Below are 14,978 nucleotides of genomic sequence, written 5' to 3' on the forward strand. Positions count from 1 at the left end.
TTTTTACTATTAAAAAAATATACTATTATTCAACAACAATTTTCTTTGTTGTCTTTTTAGAACCATCTTGTACAGTTACAAAATAAACTCCTGATTGAACATTATTTAAATTTAATGATTGATTGAATAATCCATTATTTTGGTAAGCTTTATCAAAAATCTGTCTTCCTCTCACGTCATGAACTCCAATTTTAACTTCATTACTTGACGTTGAATTGAATTGAACAGTAAAGTTACCATTATTAGGATTTGGATATATAGCTAAATCATCAATTGTATTAAAAGATTCAGACGCTAAGGGTTGTACTTGACAAAACTCAATATTCCAACTGTTTAAAGAACCTCCATCACCTGCCCAATTATCAGCAACTCTCAAAGTCCAAGTACCAGCAGAATTTTGTCCATTAAACGCAGATAATGCTTGCGTTGGAATTCTAACCCCTGTTAAAGCAGGTACTCCTGAACAAATAACCAAAGAGCCAGAATCATCCATTTTTACATTCATATCGTCGTCATCTCCACAAGGCTCTAGTAACAAAATTACTTGAGTATTTGATGGCGGAGGACCAATTAATGTAATTGTCAAATCTTGTATATAAGTATGTGAAATATTGATATTAACATTTAAATCAGATATAAGAACTCCTGAAGCAACGTTTAAAGTTGAATTCACTGTGTTTGCATTATTGGAACGAATAGTTTTTGGCACATCAACACTTGGTGTTAGAGCACAGTTCGTCTGTCCCGTTTGAAAGTTATATGCAGAACTATACACCCCTTCACATGAAGCATTTCTAGGCTTAACTCTCCAATAATATGTAGTTGCATCTGATAAACTAGAAAGCGCATAAGAATTAGAAGTTACATTTCCACTATACACAATTGTTGCAAAACCTGAATCTGTAGCAACCTGAACATCATATGATGACGCCGTAGCATTAACAGGCCAAGTTAAACTTAAACTTGTTGATTGTGAAACAGCATTATTTGATGGAGAAGTTAGCATTTGAGTACCAAAGTTACCATCTAATAAATCTAAATAAAAGTTTAAAGTTTTTGTTGATCCCGAAGTTGCGGTAACTGTCATTGTGTAAAAATTCGCAGTACTTCCAGCTGTATTAGTTATTTGCATTGATATTGTTCCTGCAGTTGTTGTATTTGCAGGTGTAAAAACAACAGATGTTCCTACCGGCTGTCCAGTAACAGTAAATGCAGTTGAAGCACTATATCCTCCATAAGTAGTATATGGGAATGTATACGTTACTGATGACCCTTTACATATTGATTTGTTCTGTTCACCTGCTGTTCCAGAAAAAGATATTCCAAAAGTAGATGCAGGTGCGGTAATCGTAAAGTTATTATTAGAAATGTCAAAAAATACATGATTATTCCCTTTTACCATAATTCTATTTGTAGAACCTGTATTATTAGGAACTAAAATAGTTTCAGATCCGTCATTTGGCACCTTACTAGCAAGTAAAATAGGATATGTGTTTCCGCCATCTGTAGAAAGATAGATGTCAACATTTGCAGCGTTTACTCCATTGGCAGTTGTTCCTGCAACATTCCAAGTTACCGTTTGGTTAGTACCAACTTGCCAAGATATCCCTGTAGCAGAAGGAGCGTTAACCACAAAAGGACCTGCAGCTGCCGTTACATTAATTTGCATGTCAGTATAAGCAGTTTGCCCTACTTTTATTGGAGCAGTAGAACTGTATGGAGAGTTATCTCTTACTGTCAATCTAAAATTTAATGTTCTAGCTACAGAGCTTAATGCTTCAGATAACATTCCGGCATCTCCTCCATTTATTAATCCTGTAGTAGCTGAATTTGCAATAATTGAGCTAATTCGTGGAAAATATCTCGAAGGTGAAGCGGTTGGCATAAATGAAATAAAATTTGGACCAACAGTTTTTGTAGTTGAAGCACTACTTGCAGCGCCTGTAGATCCACCCCCATCATCGTTTTGTTCCCAACAGTACGTTAGTGCATCGCCAGCATCAGCATCAGTAGCTGAACCTGTTAACACAAAAGGTGTGCTTATTGGAATAATATAATTACTAACTGGTGCTATAACTGGTGTTGCATTAGTCCCAGATAAAGAAGTTGTTATTGGACAAGGTCTTCCGGCTAAATTATTTTGTATTTGCTCAATTGTTGTTTCGTGAAACATAGCAATAGAATTCATAGCAATATCTTGTCCTGTAATTCCTGCATATCCCATAATAGTAATTCCAGAACCCACTTCTTTACTTACACCACTACCTTCATTACTATTAGAAAAAGTATGATTTCCTCCTAATTGGTGGCCTATTTCATGCGCCACATAATCTATATCAAAACTATCTCCTGCTGGAACTCCATTACCAGGTGAAGTAATACCTCTTCCTTTTGTACTACCGGTACCAGCCGCAATTCCATCTACACAAACACAACCTATACAACCAGCGTTTCCACCACCTCCAGAAGCTCCAAACATGTGACCAATGTCGTAAGCTGCATTATTAGCTGCTAATGATGTGCTTGGACCTGTTAATGTTGTATTTAATGCTATCTGTAATTGAGTATTCCAATTTGCTAGTGTAGTGTATGGATCAGTACCAGGGTTATAATAAATAACATTTGTTGAACTTGCAACCAAATTAAGGTGTAATGCTAGATCTCTCTCATAAACTCCATTACAACGTGTTAAAGTTGCGTTATAAGCTGCTAAAACTAAACCTACTTGAGCAGCACTAGTTGCTCCAAAATAATTAGCGTACTCACCATTACAAGATTGTGCTAAACGCATTGTTTTTAATGTACCATCATTTGATCTTTGATGTGATGATGTTTGTTTATTTACACTCTTCATTACGCCATGATCTTCAGTAGAACAACTCCAGGGTAAACTCCCTTTGTTTCTTTGAGATCTAAATACAGCGTAAACTGAATTATCTTGAGAGTATGCTTCAATAAATTCGTTTTCTTTGTCCGTTCTAAAAATCATAGTTTGAATCCCTTGAGGAGAAATACTTAATTTTAAAGTTGCGTACTTATCTGTAATTCCTTTTCCTGAGTAAGCTCTAATCTCTGGGAATTGTGCCTGCAATTCTGCATCAAAATTCGAAGCCTCAAACACTTCAAATTGCTCAATTTTTCCATCAAAATTTGGCAAAGAAATAATTGTAGTTTTTTTTGTTTTATTTTCAATTGTAGAAAATAATTCTGATCGTAATGGATCAATGTTTAAACTAAACAATTTAAAGTCTTGAGGGAAATTATCTCTCTCAACATTTTTGTTTTTTTTCACATTATTACTTTTTACTTGTGACCATGCTTTTTCTGTTTGTGAAAAACTTAAGTTAAACACTAACAATGAAAAAATCGACAATAGTAATTTTTTTTTCATTTTTTAGTTATTTTGGTTACAACAAATATATACAAAATGTTAATTGAAATTACATCCATAAAAAAAGAGCTGCAAAATGCAGCTCTTTTAAATTTATTTATGAATTAAATTATTCAACAACAATTTTTTTAACTTCTTTTCTAGCTCCATCCTGAACTGTTACAAGATAAACTCCAGACTGAACATTGTTTAATTGTAATGATTCATTGAACAATCCGTTATTTTGGAATGACTTATTAAAAATCTCTCTTCCTCTCATATCATGAACATTTACTTTTATTTCATTAGATGAAGTAGAAGTAAATTGAATGTTAAATACTCCGTTATTAGGGTTTGGATACAATGATAAACCATCAATTCCAAAACTTTCAGAAGCCAATACAACAGTAGTGTTTGTTTGACATAAAGTTAAAGTAACACTTGAAATCGTATTTGCTGTATTTGTACTCTTCGCTGCAAATCTCCATGCTCCGGCAGAATTCATACCATCTAAAGCCGTTAATGACCCAACAGGTATATAAGAAGCGCCCGTAGCAGTTGCATTACAATCAAAAGCGACACCTTCATCATCAAATACTGCATTTAAATCAAATTTTGGGTTAGTACACCCTGAAGTAGGTCCGTCAAATACGGTTACATCAACAAAACCAGATCCAGGCTTAACAAGTCCAAAAGATACTTGATTAGTTCTTGCTGCAGTACAAACAACTTTAAAATTAGCATCTGTTATAGTATAACTATCTGTTATAGTAGGTATTGTATATCCTGTCCAACCAGTAGCCATAGCTTGACCTGGGCTAAATGTTCTTGTATAATCTGTACAGGTAGTTGTTGTAGTAACAACATACCCAATAGCAATATTTTTTACGTTAACATTAAAGAAAATATTTCCAGATGCTTTAACCATAACTCTACAATAAGGAGCTAAAACGGCTGGCACTGTTATATTTTCTGAACCATCATTAGGTGTGTTTGCAACTAATACTGTTGAAAAAGTGACCCCATTATCTGTAGATAATAAGATGTCAACATTTCCACCACCTGCACTAGTATTTGTACTATTAACATTCCAAGTTATTGTTTTTGTTTCTCCTTGATTCCAAGTAATTCCATCCGTATTTTGTGAAGTTACAACAAGAGGACCTCTCGTTGCGTCAACAGTAACAACAGCATCTGCAAAGTTTGTTTGACCTTGACCCGCAACATTATCTCTTGCTGTTAATCTAAAATTCAATGTTCTTGCAACTGAGCTTAATGCTTCCATTGTAACACCAACTCCAGCAGTAGTAGTACTTCCCTCTAAAATAGAACTCATTCTTGGAAAATATCTTATTGGACTAGGTGAATCTGGAAAACAAACAAAGTTAGGCCCAGTAGTTTTAGTTGCACTTGCAGGGCTATTAGCGCCTGTACTACCTCCTGCATCATTATTTTGCTCCCATGTATACGTTAAAGAACCTGAACCTGTAGCTGAACCCGTTAACATAAAAGGTGTACTTATTGGAATTGTATAGTTAGCACCTGCATTTACAACTGGTGCAGCTTGTATAGACACTCTAGTTGGACAAGTCTTACCAACCATATTTGCTTGGACCTGAGCAATACTCGCAGAGTGAAAAACATCGATTGAGTTCATATGGGTATTGTAAGATGTAATTCCTGCGTATCCCATAACTGTTACACCACCACCAACTTCTTTATTTACACCTGTACCTTCAGAAGAATGCGAAAAGGTATGATTAGCACCAAATTGATGACCCAACTCATGAGCAACATAATCTACATCAAAAAAATCTCCCATTGGTATTCCATCTGCTGGAGAAGTAATACCTCTTCCTTTAGTACTACCAGTACCCGCAGCAACACCATTTACACAAACGCAACCAATACAACCTGCGTTTCCACCACCTCCAGTAGAACCAAACATATGCCCTACATCGTAAGCAGCATTATTTGCAGCTAATGAAGTTGCAGGACCTGTTAATGTTGTATTAAGCGTCTGTTGTAATTCTGTGTTCCAGTTCCCCAAAGCAGCCGAATATGGATCCGTAGCAGGGTTATAAAAAATAACATTATTATTTGAAGCAACAATATTCATACGAATACCAAAATCTGTTTCAAATATACCGTTTACTCTAGTCATTGTTGCATTAAATGCGGCGTTTACAAGTCCTACTTGTGCTGAGCTTGTTGCTCCAAAATAATTAGCATATTCTCCATTACATGATAAAGCCAATCTAAAAGTTAATAACTCAGCTGAACTAGAACGAGAAAGTTCACCTTTCCCAGCTAAATCATTTACTAAAATTTGTTCTGGTGTTGAACACGTAAAAGGTAGTTTTCCTTTTACTCTAGAAGAACGATAAATTGAGTACACTTTACCATCTTGAGAATATGGTTCCATAAACTCAGAACCTTTATCTGCTCTATGAATCATAGTTTGAATTCCTCTAGGATCTATACTCATTCTTAAACGAGCATACTTGTCGTCAATTCCATTACCCGCATACGAACGAATATCTGGAAATTGTGCTTGTAATTCTGCATCAAAATTAGACGCTTCAAAAACCTCAAAGCGTTCTAAAACCCCATCTGTATTAGGTAGAGAAATAATTACACTTTTAGCATTTTTTGAAAATCTGTCTGAAGCTCCATTAAGAACTTGTTTCAAAGCTGATACATTTAATTGCATCAACTTAAAATCTTGTGGAAACGACTCTCTTTCAACATTTTTATTTTTCAAAATGTTTTGAGAAGTCACTTGCGACCATGCTTTTTCTGTTTGTGAGAAACCTAAGTTAAACACTAACAATGAAAAAATAGATAATAGTAGTTTTTTGTTCATAATTAATTTGGTTAATTTTCACAAATATATAAAGTTTTTTTATAAATAAAAAAACGAGGCTAAAAGCCTCGTTTTCAATATATTGATTTATTATGTTTATTCAACAACAATTTTCTTAATTTCTTTTCTTGATCCATCTTGTACAGTTACAAGATAAATCCCAGACTGAACATTATTTAATTGTAACGACTCATTGAACAATCCGTTATTTTGGAATGATTTATTAAAAATCTCTCTTCCTCTCATGTCATGAACATTAACTTTAACTTCATTTGAAGAAGTTGAAGCAAATTGAATATTAAATGTTCCATTATTAGGATTAGGGTACAATGAAAATCCTTCGATTCCAAAATTCTCAGAAGCTAAAACTGCAGTTTGAGAACAAATAGTCAATGTATAAGAAACCACATTTCCAGTATCAGCAGCTGCTAAATCTCTAACACCAACTAACCAGTTACCGTTAGGATTTGAACCATTATAAATTGAAAGTGCTTGTGCAGGAATTACATTTCCAGTAATAGTTGCAGCACAAACGATTGCAGATCCCTGATCATCAAAAGTAGCATTAATATTATCATTACTTCCACAACTATTACTAAACACATTAATTTGATTAGCACTTAATGGGTCAACCAATGCTATGTTTATATCAGAAATCCATGTATGTGTTAAATTAACCGCTAAGTTCACATCAGACACTAAAGCTGTAGTTGGCACATTTATAGTTCTAGTTGTATATGCTGGATTATTATCGGGAATTGCAAAACCAGTATTCATTGTATAACTATTACAAGTTGATGTCACAGTATATCCAACTGCAAAATCTTTAGAGTTTACATTAAAGAAAACGTTTCCATTTGCTTTAACCATCAATCTACAACTTACAGCCGGAGTAGCTGGCATAGTAACCGCTTGAGATCCATCATTTGGAGTTGCAGCTAATAAAGTAGTCCAAGTAACTCCATTGTCAGTTGTTATTAAAATATCAACATTTGCACCACCAGCACTTGTATTTGTATTATTTACAGCCCATGTCACTGTTTGTACAGAATTTGTATTATAAGAAATACCTGTTGTATTTTGAGAAGTCACTGTTAATGGCCCTCTTGTTGCATCAACAGTAACTGTCATATTTGCAAAATTAGTTTGTCCTTGACCTGCAACATTATCTCTTGCAGTTAATCTAAATGCTAATGTTCTTGCAACCGAACTTAAGGCTTCAGCCGTAACATCTAAACCTGCAGTAGTAGTACTTCCAGCAAAAACTGAACTCATTCTAGGAAAATATCTAACCGGACTAGAAGAGTCTACATAATTAACCCAGTTTGGCCCTGTTGCTTTAGTAGCACTAGCAGCACTAGCAGCACCTGTTTGTGCAGCTGAAGCATTATTATATTGCTCCCAAGTATAAGTTAATCCACTTGCCCCACCAGCATCTGTAGCTGAACCTGTTAGTACAAATGGCGTACTCATAGGAATCGTATAGTTAGACCCCGCATTTACAACTGGCGCAGAATGCGTAATCGCTACAGTTGTTTGACAAGATTTACCCGCCATATTTGATTGAACCTGAGCTATACTTGCTGCATGAAAGATATCAATAGAGTTTGAATGAGTATCTTGAGCTGTAATACCTGCATAACCCATAATAGTTACACCTGAACCAACCTCCATATTAACACCTGTTCCTTCATTTCCATGTGAAAATGTATGATTAGCACCAAATTGATGACCAATTTCATGAGCTACGAAATCAATATCAAAAGCGTCTCCAACCGGAACTGTACTTGTAGTGTATCCACTACCTTTACCTGCATTACAAACACAACCAATACAACCAGCATTACCATTGTTTCCAACATTTGCCATAAGGTGACCAACATCATAGTTAGCATCACCAAGAATAGCATTATTTGACAAAGTTGCTTGTAATTCAGAATTATAATTTGCATCAGTAGCTCCATAAGGATCTGCAACTGAACCATCATAAATAATAGTCATATTGTTAACTAAATTCATGTGAATTGCAAAATCTGTTTCAAAAACACCATTCACTCGTGTCATTGTAGTATTTATAGCAGACAATGCACTTGTTTTTGGCGTAGCCAAACCTAATGCTGTATGATGATATGTAGTATACTCAGGAGTTACAGACATAGCCAATCTAAAATTCAATAATTGACCAGTACTTGAACGAGAAACTGAATTTGCTTTATCAGTTAAATCATTAACTAATACCTCATCTACAGTTGAACAGGTGAAAGGCAGTTTACCTTTAACTCTTGATGCTTTATAGATAACATGTACTTTTCCATCTTGAGAATAAGGCTCCATAAATTCAGAACCTTTATCAGCTCTATGAACCATTGTATTAATTCCCTTTGGATTAATACTCATTCTTAAACGAGCAAACTTATCATCTATCCCATTACCCGCATAAGAACGAATTTCAGGAAATTGTGCTTGTAAATCTGCATCAAAATTTGAAGCTTCAAAAACTTCAAAACGCTCTAAAACACCTTCTGCATTTGGTAAAGAAATAATCACTCCTTTTGAATTTCTTGAAAAACGATCAGTTGCAGAAGCAAGAGCTTGCTTCATAGTTGACACATTTAATTGCATTAATTTAAATTCTTGAGGAAATGACTCTCTTTCAACATTAATATTTTTCTTAATGTCTTGAGATTTTACTTGTGACCAAGCTTTTTCTGTTTGTGAGAAACCTAAGTTAAACACTAACAATGAAAAAATAGTAAATAGTAGTTTTTTGTTCATTTTTGGTAAAATTTTACGATTAATACACAAATATAACAAAAAAAAAGTGTTTTGTTTAAAAAAAAAAAAAAACACAACTCATATTCTAACTTTTTAAGAATGTAATCTTAAATTTGTAAAAAATAAAATCTTGAAATCTTTCAATAATTTAAGCGCCTTTAAAACACCCTCAAATAAAACTGTTGTCACAATAGGTACATTTGACGGTGTACATATTGGGCATAAATACGTATTAAGAAAAGTAATTCAATTAGCTCAAGACAATAACTACAAAAGCACTGTTTTAACTTTTTTTCCTCATCCTAGAATGGTATTACAGCAGGATTCATCTATTAAACTTTTAAACACTATTCAAGAAAAAGAATCTCTTTTGTCTGAATTAGAGATTGAAAATTTAATTATCCATCCTTTTGATTTAGATTTTTCAAGATTAAGTGCCGAGGATTTCATAAAAGAAATATTGGTAGAAAAATTAAACGTAGGTATAATTATAATAGGCCATGATCATAGATTTGGCAGAAATAGAACAGCTACAATTAACGATTTAATAGAATATGGAAAAGAGTATGGATTTGATGTTCAAGAAATTTCTGCAAAAGAAATAGATGATATCGCCATAAGCTCAACTAAAATAAGAACAGCACTTATAGAAGGTGATATCTATAAAGCAACCAAATACCTAGGATACAATTATTTTATATCTGGAAAGATAGTTGCTGGAAAAAAAATAGGAAGAACTATTGGTTTCCCGACTGCCAATATTGAAGTTTCAGAAGATTACAAATTAATTCCAAAAAATGGCGTTTATATTGTTTCTAGCACAATAAATAATGTGAAATATTTTGGAATGATGAATATAGGTGTAAATCCAACTGTTGAAGGTTTAGAGCAAAAAATTGAAGTTCATTTTTTCGATTTCAACAAAGATGTTTATAATAAAGATATTAAAATTGAGATTTACTCAAGAATTAGAGACGAAAAAAAATACAACTCACTTGAAGAATTAAAAACTCAATTAAAGAAAGATGAATTAATATCGAGAGAATTTATTATAAATAATTTATGAAAAAAATCTTTTTTAAATCAATAGATAATTCTCCATTAATAGCTTTCAGAATATTTTTTGGTTTTCTAATCGCGTGTGAAAGTTTTGGAGCAATTGCAACTGGTTGGGTTAAAAAAGTTCTTATTGAACCTCAATTTACCTTTTCATTTATTGGATTAGAATGGCTCCAACCATTACCAAATAACTTGATGTATGTTTATTTCGTTGTAATGGGATTAGTTGGTCTATGCATAATGCTTGGGTTCAAGTATATATATTCAACAATTGGATACACTATTTTGTGGGCCGGGGTATACTTTATGCAAAAATCATCCTATAACAATCATTATTACCTTTTATTATTGATAAGTTTCTGTATGATTTTCTTACCTGCTAATAAATATATGTCGTTAGATGTAAAGTTTGGTTTTGTAGAAAAAAAACTAACAATGCCTAAGTGGGTTTCACTATTATTCATCACTCAAATAATAATCGTTTATTTTTATGCCTCAATTGCTAAGATATATCCTGATTGGCTTGACGGAACTTTTACTAAACTTTTATTACAAGGAACAACAAACAGACCGTTTTTTTTAGATTTGTTTTCGCAAAAATGGTTTTATCTTTTTATAGCTTATTCAGGGATATTATTTGATTTATTAGTTGTACCGCTTCTTCTTTTCAAAAAAACACGAACAGTCGCTCTAATTTGTTCTGTAATATTCCATCTATTTAACGCAATTACATTACATATAGGTATTTTTCCGTTTTTTGCATTAACATTTATTTTGTTTTTCTACGAGCCGGAAACCATTAGAAATCTGTTTTTCAAAAGCAAACCCATTTTTATTAATGAAGAGTTAGACTTTTCATCATCTAAGATGGCAAAGTACATTTTTATTCCTTTTATAATTATTCAACTAGCACTACCTTTAAGACATCATTTCATTGAAGGAGATGTTTTTTGGACAGAAGAAGGGCATAGACTGAGTTGGCGAATGATGTTGAGAGAAAGATCTGGATACATTATAATTAAGATTAAAGACAATAAAACTAATAAAACCTCTATTTACGACTATCATAAAAATTTAAGTAGTAAGCAAGCCAGACAACTTGCAACTAAACCCGATTTTATTTGGCAATACTGTCAAAGGATAAAAAAAGAATTTGAAGATAAAGACATATCTATATTTATAGACTGTAAAAACTCTATAAACAGAAAACCTTTAAAGACTTTAATAGATCCAAAAACGGATTTTGCCAAAGCTAAATGGGATTACTTTTTTCACAACGAATGGTTAATTATTGATTGATTTTCAGTTGCTTAAAATTATTTTTCGTAACTTTAATTGTCTAAAACCACTATTATTATGAAAAATAACGTTGAACTTAAAAACGGATTCCTTATTTTTTTAGGAATTGGACTATTCTTTCTTGCTATGGACTTTTTAGGTCTTGCAAATAAAAATTACTTAAGAGCATTAAATGCATTTATTGTTTTGTACGGAATTAATAGAACAATAAAAACAAATCTACATAACGGAGTTACAAATTATTTAGAAAACTTCATTTCAGGCTTTAAAACAGGAATTATAGGTGTTTTTCTAGGCATTATTGGATTGATAATTTATGTATATGCAAAAGGCGGAGAATCCTATCTTTCTACATTATCTGAAACCTATTTCTTTATAGGTAAAACCAACATTATTATGTACTGCAGCGTATTGTTCTTTGAGGGAGTAGCATCTAGTCTAATTGGCTCTTTTACATTAATGCAATATTGGAAAGATGTAGTTGTAAATCCAAAATACTAATTACAAGTTATATTTTTTTATTCTTCTAAAGTAATTTGTTACTTTTGGAGCATAAATAAAAAAGTATGATTTCACCTAGACATAATTGGACAAAAGAAGAAATAATTGCTATTTATAATAAGCCATTAATGGACTTATTATATGAAGCTGCATCAATTCATAGAGAGCAACATGACCCAAATGTGGTTCAAGTATCTACTTTATTATCTATTAAAACAGGTGGTTGCTCTGAAGATTGTGGTTATTGCCCACAAGCAGCAAGATATCATACAAACGTTGAAGGAAATGACTTGATGACGGTTTCTCAAGTAAAAGCACAAGCATTACGCGCTAGAGAAGCAGGAAGTTCTCGTGTGTGTATGGGAGCTGCTTGGAGAAACGTAAAAGACGGTCAAGAATTTGATGATGTGTTGGAAATGGTTCGCACCATTAACAAACTGGACATGGAAGTTTGTTGTACTTTAGGTATGATTACCGAAAACCAAGCCCAACGTTTAGCTGAAGCAGGTTTATATGCTTACAATCACAATTTAGATTCATCTGAAGAATATTATAAAGAAGTAATTTCTACTAGAGGTTACCAAGACCGTTTAGATACAATTGACAATGTTCGTAAAACAAATGTAACCGTTTGTAGTGGGGGAATTATTGGAATGGGTGAAAACATTGAAGATAGAGCAGGAATGTTAGTTGCATTATCAACTTTAAACCCTCAGCCAGAATCAACACCAATTAATGCACTTGTTGCAGTTGAAGGAACTCCTCTTGAAGACCAAAAACCAGTTTCTATTTGGGAAATGGTAAGAATGGTTGCTACAACTAGAATTGTAATGCCAGAAACGCAGGTGCGTTTATCAGCAGGAAGAACTCAAATGAGTAGAGAAGGTCAAGCGATGTGTTTCTTTGCTGGTGCCAATTCTATTTTTGCTGGAGACAAGTTGTTGACAACTCCAAACCCCGATGTAAATGAAGACATGAAAATGTTTGAATTACTAGGTTTGAATCCACAAAAACCATTTACAAAGAAAGTACAACCGCCAACAGTTGAAGCTGAAAATTCTAAATTTCAATCATTAGGAGAGAAGCCAAGATGGACAAGACCTGGCCATACAATTGAAAAAAACCTGAAAGCATCAGGAAAATTATAATAAAAAAACGTCCCGCAATGCAGGACGTTTTTTTTTATTTATTCATTTCTGTAAAATACTTATAAAACAATGGAATAGTTTCTATTCCTTTTAGGTAATTAAAAATCCCAAAATGCTCGTTAGGAGAGTGAATTGCATCGCTATCTAACCCAAAGCCCATTAATATTGTTTTGCTCTTTAATTCCTTCTCAAATAAAGCCACAATAGGAATGCTTCCTCCAGAACGAACTGGAATTGCTGGGACCCCAAATGTTTCCGTATATGCTTTGTTTGCTGCCCTATAACCAACACTATCAATTGGCGTAACATATCCTTGTCCGCCATGATGTGGTTTCACAACTACTTTAACAGAAGAAGGTGCTATACTTTCAAAATGCTTTTTAAATAATTCTGTTATTTCTTCCCAATCTTGGTTTGGCACTAAACGCATTGAAATTTTCGCAAATGCTTTACTTGCAATTACAGTTTTTGCACCTTCACCCGTATAACCACCCCAAATTCCATTTACGTCTAAAGTTGGACGAATAGAGTTGCGCTCATTTGTTGTATATCCTTTCTCGCCGTATATATCTCCAATATCAATAGATTGCTTATATTTTTCCAATGAAAATGGTGCTTTTGCCATTTCTGCTCTTTCTTCTAATGACAATTCTTCAACATTATCATAAAAACCAGGAATAGTAATGTGATTATTTTCATCATGAAGCGAAGCAATCATCTTCGTTAATATATTAATTGGATTTGCAACTGCTCCTCCATATAAACCAGAATGTAAATCTCTATTTGGTCCCGTAACCTCAACTTCAACATAACTTAAACCTCGTAAACCTGTTGTAATAGAAGGCTGCGAATTTGAAATCATTCCTGTATCAGAAATTAAAATAACATCATTAGCTAACTTCTCTTGATTACGTTCTACAAACCAACTTAAACTTTTTGAACCTACTTCTTCTTCACCTTCAATCATGAATTTTACATTACAAGGCAAAGTATTTGAAGCAATCATATATTCAAAAGCCTTTACATGCATGTACATTTGACCTTTATCATCACAAGCTCCTCGAGCAAAAACAGCACCTTCTGGATGAATATCAGTCGCTTTAATAACGGGCTCAAAAGGAGGAGAAGTCCAAAGTTCAACCGGATCTGCTGGTTGCACATCATAATGCCCGTAAACTAAAACTGTTGGCAAAGCTGTATCAATGATTTTCTCACCGTAAACAATAGGGTAACCTGGAGTTTCACATAGCTCAACAAAATCACAGCCTGCTTTTTCAAGACTAGCCTTAACTGCTTCAGCAGTCATTATAACATCATGAGAGTAAGCACTATCCGCACTTACTGAAGGTATTTTTAATAATTCTATTAACTCGTCAATAAATCGTTGTTTGTTATCTTGAACGTATTGTTTAATGTTTTCCATGTGTTGTTTAATGATTTATTCCAAATTTACAAAAATGTTTTAATTTTTTACACAATAAAAAAGCCCAATCATATGATTGGGCTTTTTTTATTATTAAAATTAAGTTTAGAAAACCATTTTTTTAGTAATTACTTCGCCAGTTGTAAGCGTTATTTTTATAAATAATGCTTGGTTGTTTTGGCTTATAGAAGCTATAGATAATTCTTTTTCTCCTATATTTTCACTCTTAAATATAGTTCTACCTAAAACATCAAAAACCATTACTGAAGTGATATTTTCTTTCAATGAATTTACTTCAATTTGATTGTTTTGAGTATAAACTAAAACATCATTGTTGTTTATAAACTCATCATTAGATAAAACACCGTTTTGATAAACGATTTCAAATCTATCGGCAAAAGTTCCGTCTTGTGTAGAGAACTGATATTCAGATTGTTTAATATCGTGAATAATATTAGTGTACTTGTCTTTTAAGAAGATGTCTTGCGCTGTAAATAAACCATCTACACTTTCTAATGAGATATTATACACACCAGC

General features: G+C 33.2%; 9 protein-coding genes. 4 read left to right on the top strand and 5 right to left on the bottom strand.

Features of this window, described 5'->3' with window-relative positions; all coding sequences use genetic code 11:
* Positions 1-25 precede the first annotated feature (25 nt).
* The 3 genes from UXY25_RS10605 to UXY25_RS10615 all read right to left on the bottom strand — a co-directional run bounded on the left by UXY25_RS10605 (position 26) and on the right by UXY25_RS10615 (position 9,011).
* On the bottom strand, positions 26-3,391 hold the full coding sequence (locus UXY25_RS10605; RefSeq protein ID WP_320815989.1) for a reprolysin-like metallopeptidase: 3,366 nt from the start codon (positions 3,389-3,391) through the stop codon (positions 26-28).
* 109 nt (positions 3,392-3,500) lie between these two features.
* The gene (locus UXY25_RS10610; protein WP_320815990.1) at positions 3,501-6,236 is read right to left on the bottom strand and encodes a zinc-dependent metalloprotease; all 2,736 of its coding nucleotides are present in this window, start codon (positions 6,234-6,236) and stop codon (positions 3,501-3,503) included.
* Positions 6,237-6,332: 96 nt separating this feature from the next.
* Complete coding sequence (locus tag UXY25_RS10615) at positions 6,333-9,011, bottom strand: reprolysin-like metallopeptidase (RefSeq protein ID WP_320815991.1); 2,679 nt, start codon at positions 9,009-9,011, stop codon at positions 6,333-6,335.
* A 130-nt stretch (positions 9,012-9,141) separates the two neighbouring features.
* Between UXY25_RS10615 and UXY25_RS10620 the strand changes: the two genes are divergently transcribed.
* The 4 genes from UXY25_RS10620 (at position 9,142) to bioB (ending at position 13,018) form a co-directional block, all read left to right on the top strand.
* Complete coding sequence (locus tag UXY25_RS10620; RefSeq protein ID WP_320815992.1) at positions 9,142-10,077, top strand: bifunctional riboflavin kinase/FAD synthetase; 936 nt, start codon at positions 9,142-9,144, stop codon at positions 10,075-10,077.
* Entirely contained in the window at positions 10,074-11,369 is a 1,296-nt protein-coding gene (locus tag UXY25_RS10625; RefSeq protein WP_320815993.1) for an HTTM domain-containing protein, read from the top strand. The genes UXY25_RS10620 and UXY25_RS10625 overlap by 4 nt, the downstream gene beginning before the upstream one ends.
* 57 nt (positions 11,370-11,426) lie before the next feature.
* Complete coding sequence (locus tag UXY25_RS10630) at positions 11,427-11,870, top strand: hypothetical protein (protein ID WP_320815994.1); 444 nt, start codon at positions 11,427-11,429, stop codon at positions 11,868-11,870.
* A gap of 65 nt (positions 11,871-11,935) precedes the next feature.
* Entirely contained in the window at positions 11,936-13,018 is a 1,083-nt protein-coding gene (bioB, locus tag UXY25_RS10635) for a biotin synthase BioB (protein ID WP_320815995.1), read from the top strand.
* A 34-nt stretch (positions 13,019-13,052) separates the two neighbouring features.
* Here the strand turns inward: bioB and UXY25_RS10640 are convergent, their stop codons facing one another.
* Positions 13,053-14,441, bottom strand: a complete 1,389-nt coding sequence (locus UXY25_RS10640; protein ID WP_320815996.1) for a dipeptidase — start codon at positions 14,439-14,441, stop codon at positions 13,053-13,055.
* Positions 14,442-14,546: 105 nt separating this feature from the next.
* A partial coding sequence (locus UXY25_RS10645; protein WP_320815997.1) for a T9SS sorting signal type C domain-containing protein occupies positions 14,547-14,978 on the bottom strand: 432 nt, incomplete at its 5' end.

Source organism: Flavobacterium sp. (genome assembly GCF_034111225.1).
GTDB lineage: Bacteria > Bacteroidota > Bacteroidia > Flavobacteriales > Flavobacteriaceae > Flavobacterium.

Bases quoted from the DNA above. Each gene is read 5' to 3' on its own strand.
- UXY25_RS10605 (WP_320815989.1), bottom strand. From the start codon at position 3,391: ATGAAAAAAAAATTACTATTGTCGATTTTTTCATTGTTAGTGTTTAAC.
- UXY25_RS10610 (WP_320815990.1), bottom strand. From the start codon at position 6,236: ATGAACAAAAAACTACTATTATCTATTTTTTCATTGTTAGTGTTTAAC.
- UXY25_RS10615 (WP_320815991.1), bottom strand. From the start codon at position 9,011: ATGAACAAAAAACTACTATTTACTATTTTTTCATTGTTAGTGTTTAAC.
- UXY25_RS10625 (WP_320815993.1), top strand. From the start codon at position 10,074: ATGAAAAAAATCTTTTTTAAATCAATAGATAATTCTCCATTAATAGCT.
- UXY25_RS10630 (WP_320815994.1), top strand. From the start codon at position 11,427: ATGAAAAATAACGTTGAACTTAAAAACGGATTCCTTATTTTTTTAGGA.
- bioB (WP_320815995.1), top strand. From the start codon at position 11,936: ATGATTTCACCTAGACATAATTGGACAAAAGAAGAAATAATTGCTATT.
- UXY25_RS10640 (WP_320815996.1), bottom strand. From the start codon at position 14,441: ATGGAAAACATTAAACAATACGTTCAAGATAACAAACAACGATTTATT.